Genomic DNA, 23,522 nt, shown 5'->3' on the forward strand with positions numbered 1-23,522 from the left:
GGTGGCTGTTCGCGTCAAGGGATGCGATGCGAACGGGTTTCGATCAACGCGGACAAGCCGCGCCGTAGCCTTGAAGATCGATGGCTACCTGGGCATGTCACCGGCAACGCCGGCGGGCATGTCTGGGGAGTGGGCGGGTTCGGCTACGGTCGTGTTGCCGGCGGCGAGCAGGTCGATGGCCGACAGCAAAGCATCGCCTTCGACGGGGCCGTGCAGCAGAATGGACTTGCCGGACTCGCGATCGCGCAGTTGCAAGGCCGGCGTGGCCGCGATGCCCTGCTGCGCTGCTTCCACCGCCTGGGCGCGGATCACGGCATCGGGGCGATCGCTGTCGAGACAACCCAGCATGGTTGGCGTGAGGTCGGGATAGCGCAGGCCCTCCGGCAGGCCCTGGCCGTCGCCACGGGTGTTCGAGTAGAGCCACGCCACCGCCTGCCAGAACGCGGCATGCCCGCCCACCTCGCCCGCGCACTCGGCCAGGCGTGCCCCGGCGGTCGCGGCAGGCTCGTGCATGGACAGCGGCAGGTGATGCCACTGCCAGTTCACCTCGCGGTGGGCGTCGATCCAGCGCTGCAGCGTCGGGAAGTACGCCCGGCAGTACGGGCACTCCAGGTCGGCGTAACCGACCACCGTGAAGCGGGCATCGCTGCGGCCGTACAGCCACGGCGGCCCGGCCGGCTTCGGTGGCTCGGGCACGGTCGTGATCGGATGCATGAACTCCGGGGTCGCATCGGGCGTGCGCAGGAGTAGCCACCCGGCGGCGGCCACCGCCGCGACCAGCAGCGCGATCAGGGTATGGCGTCGAGTGAACGAAGGCAGGCGCATGCTGTTCCTCCTTCAGGCCAATGCATCCAGCGCCAGCGGCTCGATGCCGCGGGCGCGGTCGATCTTCTCGGCCACGCGGAAGGCGGCATCCAGCTCGCTGATGCCGTGCTGCTGCATCAACTGGAAGCGTTCGGCCTTCTCCTCGGGCTCGGTCATCGCCATCGCCAGGTAGAGACTGGGCGGCACGGCGCGGAACAGCACTTCCATGCTCTTGGAGAGGATGACGCCCTCCGAGAAGGCGCCGGCCTGCTTGCGCGCGGACAGCATCAGCGCCTTCTGCGAAGCGTTGAGTTCGCGGAAGCGCGCGACCTTCTCCACCTCATCCGGCGGCATCGACAGGCAGATCCACCACTCGATCATGTTGAGCATGGGCTCGGCCGCCTTGGGCAAGTCGTCGAGGTTTTGCGTGGCCAGCCAGAACCAGGCGCCGAGCTTGCGCCACATCTTGGTGATCTTGACGATGTACGGCGAGAGCAGCGGGTTCTTGGTGATGATGTGGCCTTCGTCCGTCACGTTGACGATGGGCCGGCCCAGGTACTGGTCCCGCTCGGCGATGTTGTTCACCGTGTTGATGAGCGAGATGTAGGCAATGGAGAGCTGCGCGTTGTAGCCCTCGCGGGCGAAGGTGGCGAGATCCACGATCGTGATGTCAGCCTCGGGCCACGGCGTTCCCGGACGGTCGAACATCTCACCGTCCACGCCCTGGCAGAACATATCCATCGCGTCCGCCATCTCCTGCAGCCGCGCCCGCCGCGCCTCCGGCAGCGTGGCATCGCGGCTGCGCTCGCGCAGCGCGTCGCGCACGTCGCGCGTAAGCACCGTGCGTTGCTCGGCCACGCAACGCCGCGCCGCATCGAGGATGCACTGGCGGATCAGGCTGCGGTCGGCGCGCGTCATGCGCGCTTCCTCACGCTCTTCACCGCCCGTGATCATCAGCCGCGCCGTGATCTCCAACTCGCCGAGCACGTCGCGCTGCTCGTCGCCTTCCATCGCCGCGGCAGTTTCGGCGCGGTCCTCGTCGAGCGCGTCGGCGTCGAGCGTCTGCACCTGGCCCGGCGTATCGACCAGGCGCCATGCATCGGCAAACGGGGCCAGGCTGACGCCCGAGCCTGGTGCGAGCTTCACGCGGTTGACTCCGAGCCCAAGGCGCGCGGCGAAGTCGCCGAACAGCCCGAACGAGTTGCCCGCCTCGACGATGAACAGCCGCGGCCGGTAGATGGCGGTGACCTGGTTGAGCAGGTTGTTGAGGGTCGCGGATTTGCCCGAACCCGTGGGACCGAACAAGAACAGATGCGCATTCATCTGCCGGTCGAGCCGGTTCAGTGGGTCGAAGCTGATCGTGCCGCCGCCGCGGTTGAAGAAGGTGATGCCGGGGTGGCCTGTGCCCTGGCTGCGGCCCCAGACCGGCGCCAGGTTCGCGGCGTGCTGCGCGAACATGAGCTGCGTGTACCACCCGCGCTTGTCGGCGGCCGGGTCGTAAACGCAGGGCAGCCAGCGCAGGTAGCTGTTCAGTGGCGCCACCTCGTCTTCCTCGCGCACCGGCTGCAGGCCCGCGTTGAGCATCACGTTGACGAGTTGCAGGCCGCGCGCGTCGAGCTGGGCCTGATCTCGACCACGCAGGTAGAACGCCAGCGCGCCGCGGTAGAGCTTGTGCGCGCTGCCTATCAGGCCGCGGGCCTGCTGCACATCCGCGCGCGTCTGTTCGGAGGCCAGGGTTTCGCCGACGGCCTTCTTGGCGAGGTGATTGAGATGGCTTTCCAGCACGTCCTGCGGTGTCGCCACCACGGTCAGGCACATCACCGTGTCTTCCGGCATCTGGTCGAACAGCGCGTTCATGGCGTCGCCGCCCTTGCGCGTCTCGCCCGTCAGGTGTCCGGTCGCCGGCGGCGTGCGCAGGCGATCCATCACGATGACGCGATGCGGGAGCCCATCGAAGAACCACAGGCCCTGCTCGACATCCGAGCGCGGCGGGCCGAAGAACAGCCGCTGCGCGAAGTCGGTGCCGCTGGAGAGTTCGACTTCGCCCTCCTCGGGCTCGTCGGGGTAGCGGGTCAGCGCATAGAAGCGCTCGCGGTCTTCGGCGTTCGGGCCGAGCAGGGTCGGATGTGGATTGAACCAGCGCAGCAGCCAGGCGTGGATGTCCGCCGCGCCGAGGCGCCGGGCCTTCACCCCGGCATTCGCCAGCCCGCCCACCAGGCGGTCGCAGATCGTGGTCAGCGCCTGCTCGGGCGACTGGCCGCGCCGCGTGGCCGCGGCCGTGGGCGTGCGGCGGTAGACCACCATGCGCACGCGCCGCACCTGGCCGCGCCACGGCAGACGGGTGACGGTGGTGTCCTCGAACAACCCGCCCGGCTTGGCGATGGCGCGCAGGTGGTGGGCAAAGAAGCGCAGGTAGAACTCGCTGAACGCGCTGCCCTGCGCACGCGGCTGCACGTAGCCCGCCAAGTTGCTCAGGTAGTGGTTCCAATCGGCTTCGTCCTGGGCGTAGAGCTGCACCACCCAGGGGTTCTCATCGAGTTCGTCGAAGGAGTCCTGCAGGGCGTTCTCCAGCGCATCGCGGGCCTGCCACAGCCAGGCCAGCTCGCGGCCTTCAGTGCCCACCGGCAGCAGCTCGAAGAACGCGGCCACCGACTGCCCGTCTTCGAGCAGCATGATCTTCGAGCCCGGCAGGTACTCGACCCACGGCAGCATGTCCGCGAACGACGGCGCGACGGTGTAGAGCGCGTCGTGGTCGGCCTGGGTCGCGGGCCGGCGCTGGCCGGCGAGCGCGCCGCCGGGCTCGGGTATGCCCTGTGCGGCCAGCGTCGACAAATGCCGTTCCCAGGCGTCGGCTGCACGAGCCCCTGCGGCGGGCGACGGGGCCGCCTTCCGCGGCCATGGCAGCGACCAGGCCATCAATAGTCCTCCACCCGCTCGCCGGGCATTGCGTACTGCACGCGCTGGTACAACGGGAACACCGTGCTGTAGCCAGGCACCGGCACCGGGTCGGTGCCGGTCAGATGCGGGTACACGTACATCACCAGGTCGGGATTCGGCAGGCGATGAAACTGCCGGTAGATTTCGTTGCCCGCGGTGCGCGTGTAGCGCTCCTGCACGGCGGGCGCGGCCTGCACGTCGGCTTCGGTCAACGGCCGACGCAGGCTCTGGCGTGCGTCGAGCAGTTGCCGTGCGATGGGGCCGCTGCCTTCGCCGCCGCCGGTCTCCTGCTGCCAGATGTCGAGCATGGTGTTGTGGCCGTGGGGCAGCAACTTCTCCTTGCTGGTCGCGCAGCCGCCGAGCAAGGCAGCCGCCAGCAACACGGCGGCCGCGTCAATCCAGGTCCGAGGCATGGGCTTCTCCGATGCGGTGGCTCACCCGACGCCCCTGGGCGTCGTGGTCGATGTGGAGCGGCTGCTCCAGATGTACGGCGACCCTGGCGCCGGGCTGCACGTAGACGGCCGCGAAGGCCTGGCCATACAACTTGTTGACCCAATCGGCCATGTCGCGCACGCCACCGGCCAGGATGCGGCCCATCGCTTCGTTGCCGCCGATGCCGACCGTGCCGAGCGAGCCGTTGCCGTTGGCGACCACGGCGACGCTGCCGTTGTCGGATTTGATGAGCGAGGCCGCGCCCGCGCCGGCCGCGGTGATCAGCGCCTGGCTGCCGAGGTACTGCTGCGCGTTGCTGCGCCGCTCGCCGCTGACGCAGGGAATGCCATAGGGATCGCTGATCCAGCCGAGGCCGCCTTGCGTGGCACTCGTCGTGCTGTTGGCGCTGGCTTGCCCGCCGCGCTGGTCCCGGTTGCCGTCCTCGGGCACGGTGCGGATGGTGCCGTCGTGGAACACGAAAGTGACCGAACGGATTTGCCCGCGCACGCACGAAAGCGTCCAGTCCCCAGAGGCCGTGCCGCTGACCACGGCGCCGGCCACGTCGGGGATGTCGATGCCGTTTGCCGTCAGGTTGTCCGGGCCGATCAGCACCTTGAAGGGGTACGGGTCATTGACCGTGCCGTCGATGGGCACGCGGCCGATCAGCGCCGTCATCGCCACCGAACCCATCAGCGTTGCATTGCGCGGCACCGTGTAGAACGGCGTCGTGGTAGCACCCACGGCGCCGACCACCGCACGCCCGCCGGCGTCGGCGACGGACTCCACGGCGGCCGACAGGGTTTTCTGCGCCGGGCCGAAGCTCAGCGGAAAGCTCGGTTCCTTGCTGCTGTTGCGGGCATCGGTCTTGGCATCGCCTGGTTCGACCCAGTGTGTGCCGTTGCCTGCGCCGCTGCCGTCATCGTTGCCGAAGCGCTTGCCGTCGCCTTCTTCCAGACCCAGCCCGACGGGCAGGTCGATCTGGCCGCCTTTGCCTGAGAGGCCATCGAGCCGCTGCTGCAGATCCTGCAGCAACCCCTGCGTCTGCTGCTTCTCGCTCGCCACCTGCTCGCGTTCCTGCTGCAAGCGGCTGCGTTCGCTTTCGAGCGCGGTCTGGATGCGCTGGTCGATCGCGCTCTCGCGGGTGCGCAGGCGCTCGTTCTCGGTCTTCTGCTGCCGGTTGTCGCCCAGCGCGGTCTGCAGCTCGGTGCGCAACTGTTTCACCTGCGCGACCAGCGTGGCCACCGTGTCGCGCGGCGTGTCGCCCTCGATGCCCAGGGCCTTCATCTCCTCGGGCGTGAGCGGGTTGGCCGTGCCCGACAGCGCGGGCCGCTGGCCGGCGGGGCCGGAGAACAGCTTGATGCCGACGAACACCAGCAGCAGGATCACGGGGATCAGCAGCCACTTGAGCAGCGGGTTACTTTTCATAGGACGCTCCTCCTGCCGTGCCGGCGGCACCGGACGGCGGCAGATTCACGCTGGCGTCGATGGGGCTCAGCCTGGGCAGCAGCGCCTCGGCCAGACCGCGGCCGCGCGTGACCAGGTAGACCACGGTGGTGTCGGACGCGTGGCCGGCCGGCCCCAGGTTCGGGTGCTGGAAGGTGGCCGCCACGAAATTGCCCTGCAGCGCACGCGGATCGAGGTCCAGCCAGCGCGCCGCCGTGTTGGTGAGCCGCACCGCCGTCACCCACTGGTCTTCGAGCCGCCAGGCGGCCAAGGCCCGCGCCTGCACCGGCAGCGTCGGCAGCAGGGTGTCCAGCGGGAGGTCGCGGCGCAGGTTCACGCGGCCGATCCCGGCGACCGGCTCGACGGTACGCAACGGCGCGTACAGGTTCTGCGCGGCGTAACGTGTCAAAACGACCGGGACGGGTGTTTCGCGCTTGCGCACTGGCCGATCCGGCGCGGCGGCTTCCGTGGCGCTGGCCGTCTCGCCGCCGTAGCGCGTGGCGGGCGACTGCTGCGCGTCCACGATGCGCACTGGCTCCAGCAGGGGCTGTCCGTCCTGCGCTGATTCGGCAGCGATGTCGAGCAGAATCAGCGCGCCGGATTCCACGTCCTGCAACTGCAGTCGCGTCGGCGGCAGCGGCTCGCTCGCCCGCAGGTAAATCGCACCGCCGGCGCTCTGCACCCGCAGGTGCGCGGCCGCGCTGTCCGGTACGCCGACACGCACGTTGCGGTCGATGAAGATCACGCGCTCCTGGCCGACCACCAGCGGCACCGCCAGCGGCAGGCGTTCCCAGCGCAGGATTTCTACAGCCTGAGCCGGCGCGAGCGCGAGCCACAGCAAGACGCCGGCAAAGGCCGACAGGGCATGGCGTTTCATGGGGAGTCTCCCTGCGAGTGGCCGGATGCGGCGCCGGGCGTCGGCGACGTCTCGATGCGCTGAGGCGCGCTGGCATGGCAGTCCAGCGCCAGGCCGAAGGGGTTGCGCTCGGGATCGACGTCCATGCGCACAACCTTCAGGGCGTAGCGCACCAGGGCACGCTTGACCTGCTCGGAGCCGTGGTACTCGTCGGCGCTCACGTCCAGCGTGACGATCCAGTCGCGGTCGGAGACCGCCTTGACGCGCGTGCTGGGGCTGTCGCCATAGCCGCGGCCGGGAATCTCGTAGATGCCGCGCACGCGCTGCCGCAGCTCGCCGCTTGCGCGACGGTACTCGTAGTCCTGTTGCAGGAAGGCCCGGCAGCTCGGCGTCAGGTAGGCCGACAGCGCGTGCAGGTTGCGCGGGTAGTCGGTCTCGCCGTTGGTGGGCCAGCGCTGCACCTGCTGCCAGATGTAGAAGCTGAACGCGTACACGCTCTCGGGCGGCACGTCCCACCACTTGCGCACGCTGCCCGAGCGCAGGTCGGGGGGCACGTGGATGGTCAGATCGCGCGGCGCGCTCCACCAGCCGAAGCCGAGCAGCAGCGCCACCACAAACAGCGCCGCGCCGCCCAGGCGCAGCGTCTTCACGTGTGCCTGCAGGTGCGCGACCTCATTCTTGAAACGGCTCATGCCGCACCTCGGTGGGCCGTGCGCCGTGTGCTCCACCAGCCCGTGCGGATGATCAGACGGCACCCGCCCAGGTGAGCGGCGAGCACTGGATAGCGCAAGGTCAACCGCCACTGAAGCTGCCGGTACAGCCAGGTGTCGGGCCGGCCGCGCTTCTGGCTGCGCAGGAAGCCACCGCCGACGAAGACGCCGAGCGCGATGCCGGCGACGATCAGCGTAGGCACCATGGCAATGCTGCGCGTCAGCCAGGCCAATGGCACACCGAGCACGAGCCCGGCGGCCGCCGACAGGCCAGCGCAGATCCACAGCTCATCGGCGGTCAGTCCGCGCACGACCACCGGCTGGCGATTCAGCCGGTGCGGCAGGAACGTCACCAGCGCATCGCGCGCTGTCTCCGCGGGGGTGGCCATCACGTGCAGCCCTTACAGCACGCCGGTGGCTTTGGTCAGCAGCCAGATGCCGACGACCAACAGGATCGCACCCACGGCGACCGTCAGCCCGAACTGGCCCCAGGTGGCGCGGCCCGTGTGGATCTCCGAGTAGCGTGTGTAGGCGTGATAGCAGACACCGACGAACATCGAGGCGACCACGAGCAGCGCGATCAGCAGCACGATGTCGTAGCCGTAGTTCTGCAAGGTCTGCAGGATGCCGCTGCCCTGGCCGCGCGAGGGGTCTTCCATGGTCGGCAGGCCCTGCGCGAACGCGGATGGCGGCAGTCCCAGGAGCGCCAACGGCGCCAGCAGCGCGGCGATGCGCGAGGGAACGCGAGAAGTAGTCGGAGGCGTGTGCATGATCGATGGCCCTTCGTGGTGGTCAGGAGAGGAGGAAGAAGGTCAGCACCAGGTACATCGCGACGAAGCGGATGCAGACGCCCAGGAACTGACGTTGGTTGATGCGGTTCTCGGCCCAGCCCACGTAGGCCGTGCGCATGGCCCACACGCCCCACAACAGCAGCACCGCGAACACGAAGCCGAGCACCACGACGGACACCGCCGAAGGCGCAAAGCCGCCGTTGGCCTGGAAGGCGGCGATCTGCTCGGCGGTCATGGCGAGGGCTCCTCCTGTTCGTCGCGGCGCAGGTAGTCGCCGGCCAGCGGAACGGGATCGCGCGGCTGGGCGCGCTGAGGCACGAGGAAGTCCTGCACGCCGGTGCGCACGCGTTTCAGGTCGGCGCGCAGCCGGGCGTAGTCGAAGTGGTAGCGGGCGCGCGCCTGCGGCGCGGTGGTGGTGGCGTGCTCGACCAGTCGGTCGATCAGGTCGAGCTGGCGCGCGAGCGCGGCGAGCTGCTCACGCTCCGGGGTGTCGTCGGCAATGGCGGGTTGCAGGGCCGAGAGCGACACGGCCAGCAGCACGGCCAGCGAAGGCCATGCGGATGCGCGGCGGTTGGTCTGTCCCATCGAGCCATTCCCCGTTGATGCGGATGGCCAGATGCTGTGCCGCGCTCTCGCTTTGCGCCGCAGGGAATGGGAACTACGGGTTGACCGGATTCCCAGGCCGAACTGGCCATCAACTGCGCAAGGCTCCCCGGATTGCGGAGTTGGCCAGCGCCTACCGCGGCCTGGTAGAATTGGCTAAACTTGGCAATCCAAGGCTACGAAAGGCCAAATCGGATGGTTTCCGGATGACTGAAGTCGAGAGCGAGATCCTCACGCTGGAGGAGGTCGCGGCCTACCTCAAAGCCGGGAAACGCACGGTTTATCGCCTTGCCCAGAAAGGAGAGATTCCGGCGTTCAAGCTTGGAGGTACCTGGCGCTTTCGCCGCTCGGAGCTGGATCGGTGGATCGCCGAAAGCATCAGCAAGAAGAAGCCGGAGGCCGAGTGAGCGTGCGCCAAGTCAGCGACCGAATCGCATCCGGAAAAGAACAAGGGGGGGATCGCCGTTGACAACACAGCAGCTTCTAACGCCGCACCAGAGCCAGTACTTCGCCTGGCTGCTGACCCGACGCGCGGCGGGCGACTCTGTGGAGTCGCTGGCCTCAACCTTGGTCGATTCGCAAGTCGATCTGAATCCTCATCAAGTCGAGGCCGCGCTCTTCGCTTGCCGCAACCCGCTCTCACGCGGCGTGATCCTCGCCGACGAGGTTGGTCTGGGCAAGACCATCGAAGCCGGTTTGGTCATCTCCCAACGCTGGGCCGAACGGCGACGGAAGATGCTCATCATTGTTCCGGCGAACCTGCGCAAGCAGTGGCACCAGGAGTTGCAGGACAAGTTCGGCCTGCAAGGGCTGATCCTTGAAGCCAAAAACTACAACGCGATCCGCAAGCAGGAGCGGCAGAATCCATTCTTGTTCGCGTCCGGCCCGATCATCTGTTCCTACCAGTTCGCAAAGGCCAAGGCCGACGACGTCAAGGGCATTGACTGGGACTTGGTCGTGCTCGACGAAGCGCATCGCCTGCGCAACGTTTACAAGACCAGCAATGTCATCGCCAAGACCCTCAAGGAGGCGTTGTCGCGCGTTCACTCCAAGGTGCTTCTGACCGCGACGCCGTTGCAGAACTCATTGCTCGAACTCTATGGGCTGGTCAGCTTCATCGATGACCGCGTGTTCGGAGACCTTGATAGCTTCCGCTCGCAGTTCACTGGCAGAGAGCAATCCTTCAGCAGCCTGCGTGACCGGCTGGCCCCCATCTGCAAGCGCACCCTGCGCAAACAGGTTCAGCCCTACGTTTCGTACACAGCACGCAGGGCCATCGTCGAGGAGTTCACGCCATCGAGCGAAGAGCAGGAACTTTCCAGGCTCGTCGCCGACTATCTGCGCCGCCCCAACCTCAAGGCCCTGCCCGACGGGCAGCGCCAACTGATTTCACTCGTGCTGTGGAAGCTGCTTGCTTCCAGCACGCACGCGATTGCGGGTGCGTTGGAGACAATGGCCAAGCGTCTCCAGGGCGTGCTGGATCAAGCTCCCGTGGTTCCCGATCTCGCCGAAGAACTGGACGAGGACTACGAGTCGCTCGACGAGACCGCCGACGAATGGGAGGACCAAGAGCCGGGCAAAGAGGCAACGAACCGCTCCGAGCGTGATGCCGTCGCGCAGGAGATAGAGGAGCTTCGCCACTTCAAAACGCTGGCAACCAACATCCGTGACAACGCCAAGGGTAATGCGCTACTCACTGCGCTGGTTCGCGCCTTCGCCGAACTGGATCGGTTGGGCGCGGCCAGAAAGGCCATCATCTTCACCGAGTCCAGGCGCACGCAGGAATACCTCCTCAACTTGCTGGCCGACACGCCATACGGCGACGGCATCGTGCTCTTCAACGGCACCAACAGCGACCAGCGCGCGCAGGCCATCTATAAGGACTGGCTGAAACGCCACGAAGGCACCGACCGCATCACCGGCTCCAAGACCGCCGACACCCGCGCAGCCTTGGTCGAGCACTTCAAGGAGCGCGGCAAGGTCATGATTGCCACCGAGGCTGGGGCCGAAGGCATCAACCTCCAGTTCTGCTCGCTCGTCATCAACTACGACCTGCCCTGGAACCCGCAGCGCATCGAACAACGCATTGGACGGTGCCACCGCTACGGTCAGAAATTCGACGTGGTGGTGGTCAACTTCGTCGACCGCAGTAATGAGGCCGATGCACGGGTGTACGAGCTGCTGTCGCAGAAGTTCCAGCTCTTCGAAGGTGTATTCGGGGCCAGCGACGAAGTTCTCGGCGCCATCGGCTCCGGTGTCGATTTCGAGCGGCGTATCGCCGAGATCTACCAGAACTGCCGAGAGCCCGAAGAAATCAAGTCCAGCTTCGAGCAACTCCAGCTCGACCTCTCCGGCGAGATCAACGAGGCGATGGTCAAGACGCGGCAGGTCTTGCTTGAGAACTTTGATGAGGAGGTGCAGGAGAAGCTGCGCATGCGGGCAGACGACAGCCGCAACGCGCGCAATCGCTTCGAGCGCATGCTGATGGACCTGACCCGCGCGGAACTGGTCCATTGCGCCGCCTTCGATGACGACGGCTTCGATCTCCGCCACATACCGACTGGAACCGACCATGGCGGTCTCGCGGGCATCGAACTGGGGCGCTACGAGTTGCCCCGCCGCTCCGGCGACGCGCATCTATACCGCATCAATCATCCGCTGGCGCGATGGGGCATCGAGCAGGCCAAGGCTCGCGTACTCGACGGGGCTCGACTCGTCTTCGACTACAACGCCTACGGTTCAAAGATCAGCACCCTCGAAGCCTATCGCGGCAAGGCCGGATGGCTCACCGTGAAGCTGATCTCGGTCGAGACTTTCGGCAACCAGGAGCAGCATCTGCTGGTTGCCGCGGGCACGACCGACGGCGTCGTGCTCGCGGAAGTAGACCCGGAAAAACTGTTGCGCCTGCCCGCGACCACGCAAGCAGCCAGTCTGTTCAACGCCCCTGACGCCACCCTGCTGGCCGACGTGGAGACCCGCAAGACAGCACTCCTGCGCGATGTCAACGAGCGCAACCTCGGTTACTTCGAGCAGGAAGTCCAGAAGCTGGACGCCTGGGCGGACGACCTGAAGCTGGGTCTGGAGCAGGAGATCAAGGAGATCGATCGCGAGATCAAGGAGGTACGCCGCACGGCCGCGACCTCACCAACCCTCGAAGAAAAGCTCTCGTGGCAGAAGAAGCAGCGTGAGCTGGAAGGCAAGCGTAGCAAACTGCGCCGGGAGCTGTTTGCCCGGCAGGACGAAGTCGAAGCGCAGCGAAATGACCTCATCAGTCAGTTGGAAGTGCAGCTCCAGCAGCAGGTGGAAGAGCGCACGCTGTTTGCCGTCGAATGGGAGCTGGTCTGATGGCAACAGTTGTCGCTCGGCCCCTCGAACTCGATCTGCTATGCCAGAAACTCGATGCAGATTACTCCACCCGAATCACGGGAACAGGGAACACGCCAGAATCTCGGCGAAGCAACTTTCTGTCCAAGGCAATTGCGGCATTCGTCCTGCATGAAGACGCCGGCGCCAATCTCGATGAGTCCGTGGCCGCCAGCATCGATGGTGGTCAGGATCATGGAATCGATTCAGTATTCGTTTCAACGGATCAGACGATCTGGCTGGTCCAATCCAAGTACAAAGAGTCAGGCACTGGCGAGCCGGAACTCGGCGAGGTATCCAAATTTCGGGACGGCGTAACCGACCTTCTGCAAGGACGCTGGAATCGTTTCAACAACGCCTTGCAAAGCCGCCAAGCGGCAATCACCAATGCGTTGAACAGCGGTATCTGCAGGGTCAAAGTCGTGCTGGCCTATTCCGGCACGGCGGTATCCGATGATCGGCGCGACATCTTTGCCGACTTGGAGCGTGCGTTCAATGGCGCAAATCCGGGCTTTCTTCGATGCCATGCCTATGGGCTCACGACCCTTCACGATCTGCATCTGGACGGGGTTTCGGCCCAGCCCATAGAAGCCGAAGTCGAATTGAAGGACTTCGGTCACACGCAAGAGCCCTACCGGGCGTTCTACGGGCGCATGGACGCCAAGCGGCTCGCCGATCTTTGGGCGGCACACGAGGAGCATCTGGTTGATCGGAACATTCGCCGGTTCAAGGGCACGACCACCGTCAATGCTGGACTAACCGAGACGATTCGACAAGAAGCACAGCACTTCTTCTACTTCAATAACGGCGTCACCTTCCTCTGCGACTCCATAACGGAGCAGCACCCCCGCGACCCGAATCGGCAGACTGGCACGTTTCGCATTCGAGGCCTGTCCATCATCAACGGTGCGCAGACGGTTGGGGCGATAGCCCGCGAGCCACTGGCCCACTACGATGCACATCCCACCATAGTCATGGCGACTTTCGTTTGTCTTGAGAACGCGCCTGATGGCTTTGGCGATCGTGTCACCCAATCGCGTAACCGCCAGAATGCCGTAGAGCTGGAAGACTTTGCCGCGCTCGATGAACGGCAGGCCATGTGGCAGCAGACCTTGCAGATGGCGGGCATTACCTATCTGGTCAAGCAGGGGGACGACGATCCGCCGCTATCGCCGACCTGCTTCAGCGCGCGTGAACTTGCGCCATTCCTGGCTTGCACCGTAACCACGAACGACTGGCAGGACTACGTGACCGCCGCCAAGGCCGACAAAAAGAAGCTGTTTGGGCGGGAGGGGTTGGTATCAGCAACCGACCCCTTACGCCATTCCTACGAACGGCTCTTCGCCGACTCCCTCACGGCAAGGCAAATGTGGCGGATAGCCCAAGTCGGCCGAGTGGTCGTAGAGAAAGTCCGCGCCAGAGCCACTGCCGAAGGTGATCCCGCCAACTTGCCAGCGGGGGCACTCCCTGCACGAGAGATTCTCAATCACGGCGCTTGGCTGGTTCTACACGTCATTTTCATCCGGCTTCAGTTTCAAAACGGACCGATGCTGGCGTTGACCCAGGATGAGATGACAGCGATTTCACGCGAAGTCGATCTTGTTTCCGAGCGCCTTGTGAGTGCCGTCCAAGGCGCGCAGTGGAACAAGCAGGCGCGCAGCATCTTTGAGAACAAAACGGACTGTCGAACCGTGAAAGGCCGTTTGATGGCGGCCTTGGCGCAGCAGAGCCAGGGAGGAAATCAATAGTGCAAGCAAACATCAAAGGTCTGGTGGATCGACTGGAGCTTTCCCAGTCCAAGGCAATGATGCCTCTTTACGAGGCTATCTCGAATGCCGTCGATGCAATCGAAGAGCATCAAGACGGCTTCAGCAATCATTTGATTCGCATCCGGCTGGTAGCTTCTACCGATCTTGCTCATCAAGCTGGCGATGAGACTCTGGTCGTGGACGGCTTTGATGTCATTGATGATGGCGTTGGCTTCAACGAAAAGAATTTGGCCTCGTTTCAGGAGGCACACACGCTTTCCAAGGTGAAGGTCGGTGGTCGAGGTGTCGGACGCTTCACCTTCCTGAAGGTCTTTTCATCCGTACACATCCGCAGCGTCTTCAAACGCGACGGTAAGGCTTTGCTGCGCGAGTTCGACTTCAGCATCCAAGATGAACTGAAAGGTGCAGACACCACGTCTGAAGTCAAAGAGGCATGTGGCACGCATACCTCCATGCGGGGCATGGATGACAAGTTTCGGGCTGGGTGGCCTACCCAGCCCGAGACCATCGCTGAACGCATCATTGCGCACTTTCTGATCCGGTTTGCGGCCCGCTCCTGCCCTCCGATAGCTCTGGAGTCTCCTGGACACGCTCCGATTGACTTGCATGCCCTGTTTCAGTCCACCGTGCTGGCGCACATCCAAGAGCAGTTCTTTGAGGTTTCCGGCCATACATTCGCCTTGCAGGCTTATCGCCACCGAGACGGACGCTCGCGCCACGAACTCAATTTGTGTGCGAACGGGCGGGAAGTCACCACAAGCAAGCTGCGTGACCTGCTTCCGGAGCTTCCCGAAAGGCTGATCGACGGGGACCAGGAGTCGTACACCTTGATCGTGCTGGTCACCGGGGAATACCTGGACGACCATGCCAACCAAGAGCGCACGCGCATCGCTTTCCAAAGCGATGAGGAACCCGAACTTGAGCAGTCGCTCGTCTCCCGGCGCGCCCTGCACCAGGGTATTGCGGGCGCGTTGCGCCCGCTGCTCTCGGGCGACTTGAAGTCAACGAACGAAGAAAAGCGGGCTCAAATCGAGAAATTTGTGGAGCAAGCCCCCGAGTACAGGGCGCTCACGCACCCTCGCTACAAAGAAGTGATCGAGCAAAAGATTCAGCCAGGCCTGTCTGAAGACAAGCTGGACGAAGCTCTTCTGCATGTGAAGCGCACCATCGAGGACGACATTCGCAAAGAGGCCAAGCATGTCGCGGCGCTCTTCGAAACCGAAACCTTCGAACAGTACCAAGAGAAATTTAAGGAAATCGCGGAAAAGGCCAACGAAATCGGCAAGGCCCAGCTTGCTGCCTATATTGCGCACCGCCGAACGATCCTTGACTTGGTGAACAACAGCCTCAAGAAAAAACGCACGGATGACAAATACCCGCTCGAACGAGTCTTGCACAAGATGATCTTCCCCATGGGGACGACCTCGAAGGACATCTTCTTCGAGCAGCAGAACCTCTGGGTGATTGACGAGCGGCTGTGCTATCACACCCTGCTCACATCAGACAAAAAGCTGAAAAGCGTCGCTGGGCTGGACGACACCTCGGGCCGCGAGCCGGACATCTTTGCATTTTTTTATGACACACCCATCGGTGTCGCTGAGGCAGACAGCCTGCCTGGTGGTGGTGTTGTCATCATCGAGTTCAAGCGGCCAGGGCGGGACAATTATGACAAAGACCCCGCTGATCAGATCATCCAACGATTCCGAGAAATCTCCGAAGGGGGCGTCACTGACGTTGATGGGCGGCAGATCAATCCCGCCAGCCTGCGGTACACCGGGTATCTCATCGCTGATTTAATGCCGTCTTTGCATCGACAAGTATTCGGACGTTACCACCGCACCGCCGACAACGAAGGGTATTTCTCCCCTTTGGCGACTGGCAACGGGTATATCGAAATTCTCTCCTACGACAAGCTCATCAAGGATGCAGAACGCCGCAACCGCATCCTGTTTGACAAGCTTGGACTGCACAAGCATTAAGGTGGCATGACCATGAGCAAACAAAAACTAGAACTTACCTGGATCGGGAAGGAGAAGCGGCCCAAGCTGGAGCCCCGCATCCTGCTCGAAGACCCCGAGAAGTCATATCACGCCACGCATCGCGTGTCGGATGGCGACATCTTCGACAACCGGCTGATCTTCGGCGACAACCTGCTGGCGCTCAAGGCGCTGGAGCAGGAGTTCTCAGGCAAGGTGAAGTGCATCTACATCGACCCGCCCTTTAATACGCAACAGGCATTTGAGCACTACGACGATGGATACGAGCACTCCATTTGGCTTGGACTCATTCGCGATCGCGCCGAATCTCTTCGGCGATTGCTGTCCGATGACGGAACGATGTTTGTGCACATCGACGATAACGAGCTCGGATACCTGATCGCGTTGTTGGACGAAGTGTTCGGGCGGGCGAATCGGGTTTCAGTGGTGACCTTCAAGCAAGGATCAGCTACCGGCCACAAGGCAATCAATCCAGGCGTTGTGAGCACCACTAACTTCATTCTGATCTACGCAAAGAATAAATCGTTGTGGACGCCCAATCGAGTCTTCACGGCCCGTGCAGAGCGGGACAAGCGCTATGGGCAATTCATCGAAAACTACGAAGAGCCCTTCTCTCGTTGGCGATTTGTCACGCTTGCTAGCGCGTTCGCAATGAATCTCGGTATGCCGGAACGCGGCCTCAAGAAGACCTTTGGGGATCTGTACGAGGAGCAGCTTTCCGAGTTTGTGATGAAGAATGCGGAGCGTGTAGTTCGTCTCGCACGGCCAGACTACAACGCCGTTAGCAGTGAAGCGCGGGAGATGATTGACAGATCGAAGGCTCGATCCGGCGAAGTCTTGCTGCTAGAACGCGAATCTCATTCGAATATGTACTTCGTCAATGGAGAGCGAATCCTCTTCTACTCGGATAAGCTCAAGTTCATTGACGGGAAGTACGTGGCTGGTGAGCCTTTGACCAGCCTATGGGATGACATTCTCTCCAATAATCTCCACAACGAAGGTGGGATCAACTTCCCAAAAGGAAAAAAGCCCGAGGGGCTTATCAAGCGATGTCTTGATCTGGCAACCAAGCCTGGCGACATCGTTCTTGATTCTTTTGCTGGCTCTGGAACGACTGGGGCAGTCGCCCACAAAATGGGGCGTCGCTGGATCATGGTGGAGTTGGGCGAGCATTGTCACTCCCACGTGATTCCCCGCCTGAAGAAGGTGATCGATGGCGAAGACCCGGCAGGTGTCACTGCAGCGATGAGCTGGAAAGGCGGCGGCGGCTTCCGCTATTACCGCCTTGCCCCCAGCCTGATCGTCAACGACCGCTGGGGCAACCCGGTCATCAATCCAGAATACAACGCTGCGCAACTGGCCGAGGCGCTGGCCAAGCTGGAAGGCTTTGCCTACGCTCCGTCGGAAACGCACTGGTGGCAGCACGGCCACTCCAGCGAGCGCGATTTCATCTACGTCACCACGCAGAACCTGTCCGCTGAGCAGTTGCAGGCGCTGTCCGATGAAGTCGGCCCGGAGCGGAGCCTGCTGGTGTGCTGCGCCGCTTTCCACGGAGTCACGGCGGCCAGAGCGGCAGAGCGCTGGCCGAACCTGACGCTGAAGAAGATCCCGAAGATGGTGCTGGCCCGCTGCCATTGGGGCCGTGACGACTACAGCCTGAATGTGATCAACCTACCAATGGCGGAGATTGAGAAGACCGAGGCTGCGGCCACGGTCGATAGCAGCAAGAAGATCAAGAACAAGAACAAGAATGCGGCCCTCGCCAACGCGGGACAGGGCGGCCTGTTTGGGGAGAACGAATAATGAGCACCCGCGTCCTGCACGCCGTTACCGGCCGTCTGTCTCTCCGCCTGCCCCAGGCCGAGTCCCTTATCAAGCTCGCTCGCGCGCTCGATGCTGCGCCTGAGCTATTGGGTCACGAGCGCGATGTCTCGGCCATTCTGTCCACGTTGAAGGCCGAGTTCAGCACGCTGGAGGACTTCGAGCGCGAGTTCCCGTCGCTGTGTTTCGCGCTGGCCACGGGCGTGGGCAAGACGCGCCTGATGGGAGCCTTCATCGCCTACTTGCATCTTGCGCACGGCATCAACAACTTCTTCGTGCTGGCGCCCAACCTGACGATCTACAACAAGCTCATCACGGACTTCACGCGCAACACGCCGAAATACGTGTTCAAGGGTATCGCCGAATTCGCGCAGCAACCGCCGCTGATCATCACCGGCGACAACTACGACCAGACCGGTGCAGCGGTAGGCGATCAATCGATGGGCTTCGCCCACGACGTGCGCATCAACATCTTCAACATTTCCAAGATCAACTCCGAGGTACGCGGAGGCAAAGAGCCCCGCATCAAGCGCATGCGGGAGGTGCTTGGCGACAGCTACTTCAACCACCTGGCTAGCCTGTCTGACCTGGTGCTGCTGATGGACGAATCGCACCGCTACCGGGCCAGCGCCGGCGTGCGCGCCATCAACGAACTCAAGCCGCTGTTCGGTCTGGAGGTGACAGCGACGCCCTTCGTCGAGTCCAGCCGAGGTCCTGTGCCGTTCAAGAACGTGGTGATCGACTACCCGCTGGCGCGGGCGATGGAGGATGGCTTCGTCAAGGAGCCTGCCGTGGTCACACAGCGCAACTTCGACGCCAAGGCCCACACGCCCGAGGAGATCGAGAAGACCAAACTGGAAGACGGCGTGCGCTTGCACGAGACGACCAAGGTCGAGCTGCTCACCTACGCCCGCGAGAACGGCGTCAAGCCGGTCAAGCCCTTCATGCTCGTCATCGCTCGCGATACCACGCACGCGGCGCAACTCTTGGCGCTTCTGGAGTCGGGAGCCTTCTACGAGGGGCGCTACCAGGGCAAGGTGATTCAGGTCGATTCCAGCCGCACCGGCGCGGAGGAAGAAGAGATGATCACGCGCCTGCTGGCCGTGGAGAGCGTGGACGAGCCGACCGAGATCGTGATTCACGTCAACATGCTCAAGGAGGGCTGGGACGTGACCAACCTCTACACCATCGTTCCACTGCGCGCGGCGAATGCCCGCACGCTGATCGAACAGTCCATCGGACGTGGCCTGCGACTGCCCTACGGCAAGCGCACGGGCGTCGCGTCGGTGGATCGCTTGAACATCGTCGCGCACGACAAGTTCCAGGAGATCATCGACGAGGCCAACCGAGGCGACTCGCCGATTCGCCTGAAGCAGGTCATCCTCGATGCACCGAGCGCCGACGATAAGAAGGTTAGCGTGCAGGTCGAGTCGGGGGCAGCGGCTCGCCTCGGTTTGACGGACACGCCGGTCGTGCAGACGGGCCCATCAGGTGTCGCCAATGGAGCGACAGCCACCGCCGCGCCGGCCCCGGTGTTCACCACCGAGGCGGAAAAGCAGGCCGCGCGCGTGGTCATGGACGTCATTGGCAAGTACGAGATCAGGCGCGATCTGGTGCCTACCAGCAGCGCGCTGCTGAGACCCGAGGTGCAGAAGGAAATCCTGGCGGAGGTGACGGAGCGGTTGAAACCCCTACAAGGCGAATTGCTGGCGGGCGCGGATGAATCAGTCCCCGCACTTGACTTGTCCGCTGTGGTGGCGAAGACCACCGAGATCGTGGTGCAGCAGACCATCGACATCCCGCGCATCGCGGTGGTGCCAACTGGCGAGGTCACGACGGGCTTCCACGCCTTCAAGTTGGACCTGAGCCAGCTCCATCTCCAGCCTGGCCAGCGTGAGATCGTCGGTCAGATGCTGCGCACGAACGAGCAGTTCACCCTGGCCGCCGAAGTCGGGCTGCGGGAACAGCGCCCGGAGGACTACATCGTCCACGCCCTGGTGGACTTCGACGACATTGACTACTTCACCCACGCCGATTTGCTCTACGACCTCGCGGGCCAGATGGTGCAACACTTGCGCGGCTATCTGTCCGAGGACGAGGCCATCAGCGTCCTCGATCGTGACCGCCGCTTGATCGCACGGGAAATCCACGCGCAGATGATGGCCCACTTCTGGGAGGAGGCGACTGAGTACGAGGTTCAGGTCAGTCGCGGCTTCACTGAACTCAAGCCTTGCAACTACACCGCCACGGCAGGCCAGACGGCCCACCACTTCCGGGAGACCGTGACCGAGACCAGTCGCATCAAGCAGATGCTCTTCGGTGGCTTCGCGCGTTGTCTGTACCCGCTGCAGAAGTTCGACTCGGATACCGAACGGCGCTTCGCCATCATCCTGGAGCGCGACGCGACGAAGTGGCTCAAGCCCGCGAAGGGGCAGTTCCAGATCTACTACAAGCTCGGCGCCGAGCAGCCGGAATACATCCCCGACTTCGTGGCCGAGACGGACGCGACCATCTTCATGGTGGAGACGAAGGCACGTGCCGACATCAACACGCAGGAGGTTCAGGTCAAGGCCGCTGCCGCCATGCGGTGGTGCAAGCACGCTTCCGATCACGCGGCGAACGTTGGCACCAAGCCCTGGAAGTACCTGCTGGTGCCTCATGACGAAGTCAGCGAGTCGAAACGGCTCGCGGATTACCTGCGCTTTGAGGTCAAGACGTAGTTGAGCTGCCCTTGATCGACTTCGGTGAGCAAAAGCGATTCCGGCAAGGCACCCAGGCGGCGGGAAATCGCCGCTTCACGGGCATGATGAACCGGCAGGGAAGAGGAACAAGAAATGCAGAAACCCGCCGCACCGCAAAAGACCGTCCTGGAAACGATTCTGGACTGGTCAAAGGATCGTCCACTCTGGCAGCGTGACGCCCTGCGCCGCATCATCGCAAACGGCCGTCTGACGGACGCCGATATCGGCGAACTCGTGGACCTTTGCAAACAGGGCAAAGCTGTACCCGTAGGCGCGCTGAAAGCGGTACCGCTGGAGAAGGCCCACCTTCCGGCCAACCCCGGTCAGATCGCTGCGGTATCGCTTCTGTCGATCGCCGACGCGACCGGCGTGAACAACCTTGCCGCCGGCCAGACCCTCGGCTTCGAGCCGGATGGAATTACGATCATCTACGGCGACAACGGTGCGGGCAAGTCCGGCTATGCACGCATCCTGAAGCGCGCATGTCGTGCAAGGCATGCCGGAAAAATCGAACCCAATGTGTATGCCGATCAGCCCCCGAAGCGCGTCGGCGCGAACATCGCGTACGGGGTCGGCGGTGTGCCGCAGCCGGTCGAGCAGTGGCAGAACGGCGCAAATCCGCATGCAACGCTGTCTGCAGTGAGCGTGTTCGATAGCGACTGCGCCTCAGTGCATATCCGCGAGAAGAACGAAGTTGCATTCCGGCCCTTTGGTCTGGACGTACCGGATGAGCTTGCTGCAGCCTGTCAGGCGGTGAAGGATGCCCTCGCAGCTGAACAGAATCAGCTTGAGAAGGCCCGCAATCCGATCTTTGCGGCGCCGACTTGGAAGGCCACCACGGCCGTGGGGAAGGCGCTTGCCGCGCTGAACGCCAACACAGACGCAAAGAAGATCGAAGCCCTGGCGGCGCTCTCGGCAGACGAAAGCGCCCGTCTTGAGCGTCTGCGGGAAGACTTGTCGAAGAATCCGACCAAGGCAGCGGCGGAACAGACCGTCAAAGCCGACAACGTCATGCGGCTGATTACCGCGGTGAACAGCGTTGAAGCCAGAACCACCGATGAGGAGCTTCTGGCAGCCGCTGCCCTCGCCAGGGACGCACGGTCGAAACGGGACGCTGCACGTCTTGCCGCGGAGAAGGCCTTCACGGGCGAACCCCTTGCCGGGGTCGGCGGCGAGACATGGCGGGTGCTTTGGGATTCCGCCCGCCGCTACTCGACGGAGATCGCATACCCCGGACAGCCGTTTCCGCCGTCGGCCGAAGACGCGCATTGCATGCTTTGCCAGCAGCCATTGAAAGCTGAGGCACGTGCACGGATGGCGCGCTTTGAGGATTTCATCCAGGAGGACACGGAACAGCTGGCACGCGAGGCAGAGAAGGCGGCTCAGACCGCACGTCAGACCATAGCTGCCGGGGCAATCGGCACGCGGGCGGTGAAGGCCAGTCTCGACGAGCTGGGCCTCCAGAATCAGCTGCTGCAGCAGCAGACGCGCCGCTTCATCGCCGCAGCCCGGCTGCGGCGCCACGTTCTGCTCAAAGCCTTGGGCGGAAACGGCGAGGTACAGCTTCCGCCCGTTCCACTGTCGCCGCTGCCCGATCTCGGCCAGCTTCAGACCACGGTCCGCAGCTACGCCGCCGAGCTGCGCAAATCCGCTGACGCGGATGAACGCAAGAAGCTCGAAGCCGATTTCGCCGAGCTGAGCGACCGGGCACTGCTCGCCGGCATGCTGCCGGTCGTCACTGACGAAATCCAGCGGCTGAAGACCATCCGGTTTCTGACCGAGTGTGCGGGCGACACGGCGACGAACACTATCACCAAGATGGGCAATGACATTGCCGACACCGTGATTACGCCTCGGCTGCGCGACAGATTTCAGGAAGAGATCGTCAGGCTTGCGGCCTCGAAGGTTCGCGTCGAAATCGTGCGCTCCGGCGGCAAGTACGGCTCACCGCAGTATCAGGTGCGCCTCTTCGCAAAGCCGGATGCCAAGGTCCACGAAATCCTGAGCGAAGGGGAAAAGACCTGCGTGGCGCTGGCCGCCTTCATGACCGAGCTTGCCACCGCGATGCACCGCTCTGCTCTGGTCTTCGATGACCCGGTGTCCTCGTTGGACCATCGCTGGCGTGGGCAGGTGGCCAAGCGTCTCGTGGAAGAAGCGGAGAACCGTCAGGTCATCGTCTTCACGCATGATCTGGTGTTCGTGAACGATCTGAATGACCACGCGACGAAGACCGGGCGGGCAGTGCGGCTCACGACGCTCAGTCGTGGCGCCGCGGGAGCCGGTATGGTAGCCGACGGCCTGCCCTGGAAGGCCCAGAGCGTCGAAGATCGCATCGACAAGCTGGAGAAGGCTGCACGTGCGGCAAAGCTGCTGCATGACAACAACCAGGAAGACGAGTACGCGGTCGAGGTGGCAAAGCTCTACAACTCGCTGCGCGCCACATGGGAGCGCGGCCTGGAGGACATCGCTTTCGTCCGCGTTATTCAACGCCATAGGGACTACATCAACGCCAGGGACCTGAAGAAGGTCAGTGCGCTCACCGAGGCTGACTGCGATGCTTTTGCCGCCGGATTCAAGAAGTGCTGCGACATTGTTGACGCACACGATCCATCCAGCGGTAGGAATGCCGTGCCGCCACCACCTGCTGATCTTTTTCAGGACATCCAGGCTTTGAAGAACTGGGCCGCGTCTCTGCGAGACAGGCAGAAGAAGATTGCTTGAGATGTATTCGTTCACGCCGATGCTGGAGTACTTGACGAAGCAGAGAACCGAAACTGTGGCATCGTTCATCTGATCTGGCGCAGGGCTGCAGCTACAGATATTTCTTGAACGTCGCCGCCGCAATGCACACCGCCACGCCGAGCAATGCGGCGCTGGGCAGCAGGATCAGCAGCGGGTTCACGCTGACCGGCAGTGCGAGGTAAGTCACCCACGGCAGCACGGCCAGCGGGATCAGGCTGGCCCTGGCGCGGTGATAGATGAACCCCGATTCGCGGCCCGCGCCGAAGCGGCGGATGTCCCGGCGCACCAGGCCGTCCACCAGCCCGACGAAGGCGGCCATCAGGAACAGCGGCAGGGTCAGGCAAAGCACCAGCAGCCGCACGAGGAAGACCAGCGTCGTGTAGGCCGCCGCGATCAGGTAGCTCTCCACGTTCACGTAGACCAGGCCGATGTAGTAGCGGAAATCCTTGGTCGGGCGATGGCTGCCGGCGCTGGCCTGCGCCGAGGCGTCGCGTATCCAGTCCAGCAGACCGC

General features: G+C 63.5%; 18 protein-coding genes. 7 read left to right on the plus strand and 11 right to left on the minus strand.

Going from position 1 to position 23,522, the window contains the following annotated elements; genetic code table 11:
• Positions 1-84: 84 nt before the first annotated feature.
• The 10 genes from Q0654_RS07290 to Q0654_RS07335 are packed head-to-tail and all read right to left on the minus strand — an operon-like array spanning position 85 to position 8,558.
• Positions 85-825: a thioredoxin domain-containing protein gene (locus Q0654_RS07290; RefSeq protein ID WP_086077264.1), complete on the minus strand. Its 741-nt coding sequence runs from the start codon at positions 823-825 to the stop codon at positions 85-87.
• A gap of 12 nt (positions 826-837) precedes the next feature.
• The gene (locus tag Q0654_RS07295) at positions 838-3,720 is read right to left on the minus strand and encodes a conjugative transfer ATPase (protein ID WP_086077265.1); all 2,883 of its coding nucleotides are present in this window, start codon (positions 3,718-3,720) and stop codon (positions 838-840) included.
• On the minus strand, positions 3,720-4,154 hold the full coding sequence (locus Q0654_RS07300; protein WP_086077266.1) for a TIGR03751 family conjugal transfer lipoprotein: 435 nt from the start codon (positions 4,152-4,154) through the stop codon (positions 3,720-3,722). Before Q0654_RS07300 ends, Q0654_RS07295 begins: the two co-directional genes overlap by 1 nt.
• Positions 4,135-5,598 (minus strand): TIGR03752 family integrating conjugative element protein, encoded by a 1,464-nt coding sequence (locus Q0654_RS07305; protein WP_086077267.1) that lies wholly within the window; start codon positions 5,596-5,598, stop codon positions 4,135-4,137. Before Q0654_RS07305 ends, Q0654_RS07300 begins: the two co-directional genes overlap by 20 nt.
• Positions 5,588-6,493 carry a TIGR03749 family integrating conjugative element protein gene (locus Q0654_RS07310; RefSeq protein WP_086077268.1) on the minus strand — a complete coding sequence of 302 codons (906 nt, stop codon included), beginning with the start codon at positions 6,491-6,493 and terminating at the stop codon, positions 5,588-5,590. The genes Q0654_RS07305 and Q0654_RS07310 overlap by 11 nt, the downstream gene beginning before the upstream one ends.
• Entirely contained in the window at positions 6,490-7,164 is a 675-nt protein-coding gene (locus Q0654_RS07315; protein WP_086077269.1) for a PFL_4703 family integrating conjugative element protein, read from the minus strand. Before Q0654_RS07315 ends, Q0654_RS07310 begins: the two co-directional genes overlap by 4 nt.
• Positions 7,161-7,571 (minus strand): TIGR03750 family conjugal transfer protein, encoded by a 411-nt coding sequence (locus Q0654_RS07320; protein ID WP_086077270.1) that lies wholly within the window; start codon positions 7,569-7,571, stop codon positions 7,161-7,163. The genes Q0654_RS07315 and Q0654_RS07320 overlap by 4 nt, the downstream gene beginning before the upstream one ends.
• A 12-nt stretch (positions 7,572-7,583) precedes the next feature.
• Positions 7,584-7,952, minus strand: a complete 369-nt coding sequence (locus tag Q0654_RS07325; protein WP_033470526.1) for a TIGR03745 family integrating conjugative element membrane protein — start codon at positions 7,950-7,952, stop codon at positions 7,584-7,586.
• Between the two features lie 22 nt (positions 7,953-7,974).
• On the minus strand, positions 7,975-8,208 hold the full coding sequence (locus Q0654_RS07330; RefSeq protein WP_086077271.1) for a TIGR03758 family integrating conjugative element protein: 234 nt from the start codon (positions 8,206-8,208) through the stop codon (positions 7,975-7,977).
• Positions 8,205-8,558, minus strand: coding sequence for an RAQPRD family integrative conjugative element protein (locus Q0654_RS07335; protein WP_086077272.1), 354 nt, complete (start codon positions 8,556-8,558; stop codon positions 8,205-8,207). The genes Q0654_RS07330 and Q0654_RS07335 overlap by 4 nt, the downstream gene beginning before the upstream one ends.
• 224 nt (positions 8,559-8,782) lie before the next feature.
• Here Q0654_RS07335 and Q0654_RS07340 point away from each other — a divergent pair, with 224 nt between their 5' ends.
• The 7 genes from Q0654_RS07340 to Q0654_RS07370 all read left to right on the plus strand — a co-directional run bounded on the left by Q0654_RS07340 (position 8,783) and on the right by Q0654_RS07370 (position 22,988).
• Complete coding sequence (locus Q0654_RS07340; RefSeq protein ID WP_009397209.1) at positions 8,783-8,983, plus strand: helix-turn-helix domain-containing protein; 201 nt, start codon at positions 8,783-8,785, stop codon at positions 8,981-8,983.
• A gap of 58 nt (positions 8,984-9,041) precedes the next feature.
• Positions 9,042-11,921 carry an SNF2-related protein gene (locus Q0654_RS07345; protein ID WP_086077273.1) on the plus strand — a complete coding sequence of 960 codons (2,880 nt, stop codon included), beginning with the start codon at positions 9,042-9,044 and terminating at the stop codon, positions 11,919-11,921.
• Positions 11,921-13,687, plus strand: a complete 1,767-nt coding sequence (locus Q0654_RS07350) for an AIPR family protein (RefSeq protein WP_086077274.1) — start codon at positions 11,921-11,923, stop codon at positions 13,685-13,687. The genes Q0654_RS07345 and Q0654_RS07350 overlap by 1 nt, the downstream gene beginning before the upstream one ends.
• Positions 13,687-15,687 (plus strand): ATP-binding protein, encoded by a 2,001-nt coding sequence (locus Q0654_RS07355; protein WP_086077275.1) that lies wholly within the window; start codon positions 13,687-13,689, stop codon positions 15,685-15,687. Before Q0654_RS07350 ends, Q0654_RS07355 begins: the two co-directional genes overlap by 1 nt.
• 12 nt (positions 15,688-15,699) lie before the next feature.
• Positions 15,700-17,508 (plus strand): site-specific DNA-methyltransferase, encoded by a 1,809-nt coding sequence (locus Q0654_RS07360; protein WP_086080898.1) that lies wholly within the window; start codon positions 15,700-15,702, stop codon positions 17,506-17,508.
• Positions 17,508-20,246 carry a DEAD/DEAH box helicase family protein gene (locus Q0654_RS07365; RefSeq protein WP_086077276.1) on the plus strand — a complete coding sequence of 913 codons (2,739 nt, stop codon included), beginning with the start codon at positions 17,508-17,510 and terminating at the stop codon, positions 20,244-20,246. Before Q0654_RS07360 ends, Q0654_RS07365 begins: the two co-directional genes overlap by 1 nt.
• A gap of 114 nt (positions 20,247-20,360) precedes the next feature.
• Positions 20,361-22,988, plus strand: coding sequence for an AAA family ATPase (locus Q0654_RS07370; protein WP_086077277.1), 2,628 nt, complete (start codon positions 20,361-20,363; stop codon positions 22,986-22,988).
• A 91-nt stretch (positions 22,989-23,079) separates the two neighbouring features.
• Here the strand turns inward: Q0654_RS07370 and Q0654_RS07375 are convergent.
• A partial coding sequence (locus tag Q0654_RS07375; RefSeq protein ID WP_298852216.1) for a TIGR03747 family integrating conjugative element membrane protein occupies positions 23,080-23,522 on the minus strand: 443 nt, incomplete at its 5' end.

The sequence above is a fragment of the uncultured Aquimonas sp. genome, assembly GCF_937888285.1.
GTDB lineage: Bacteria > Pseudomonadota > Gammaproteobacteria > Xanthomonadales > Xanthomonadaceae > Aquimonas.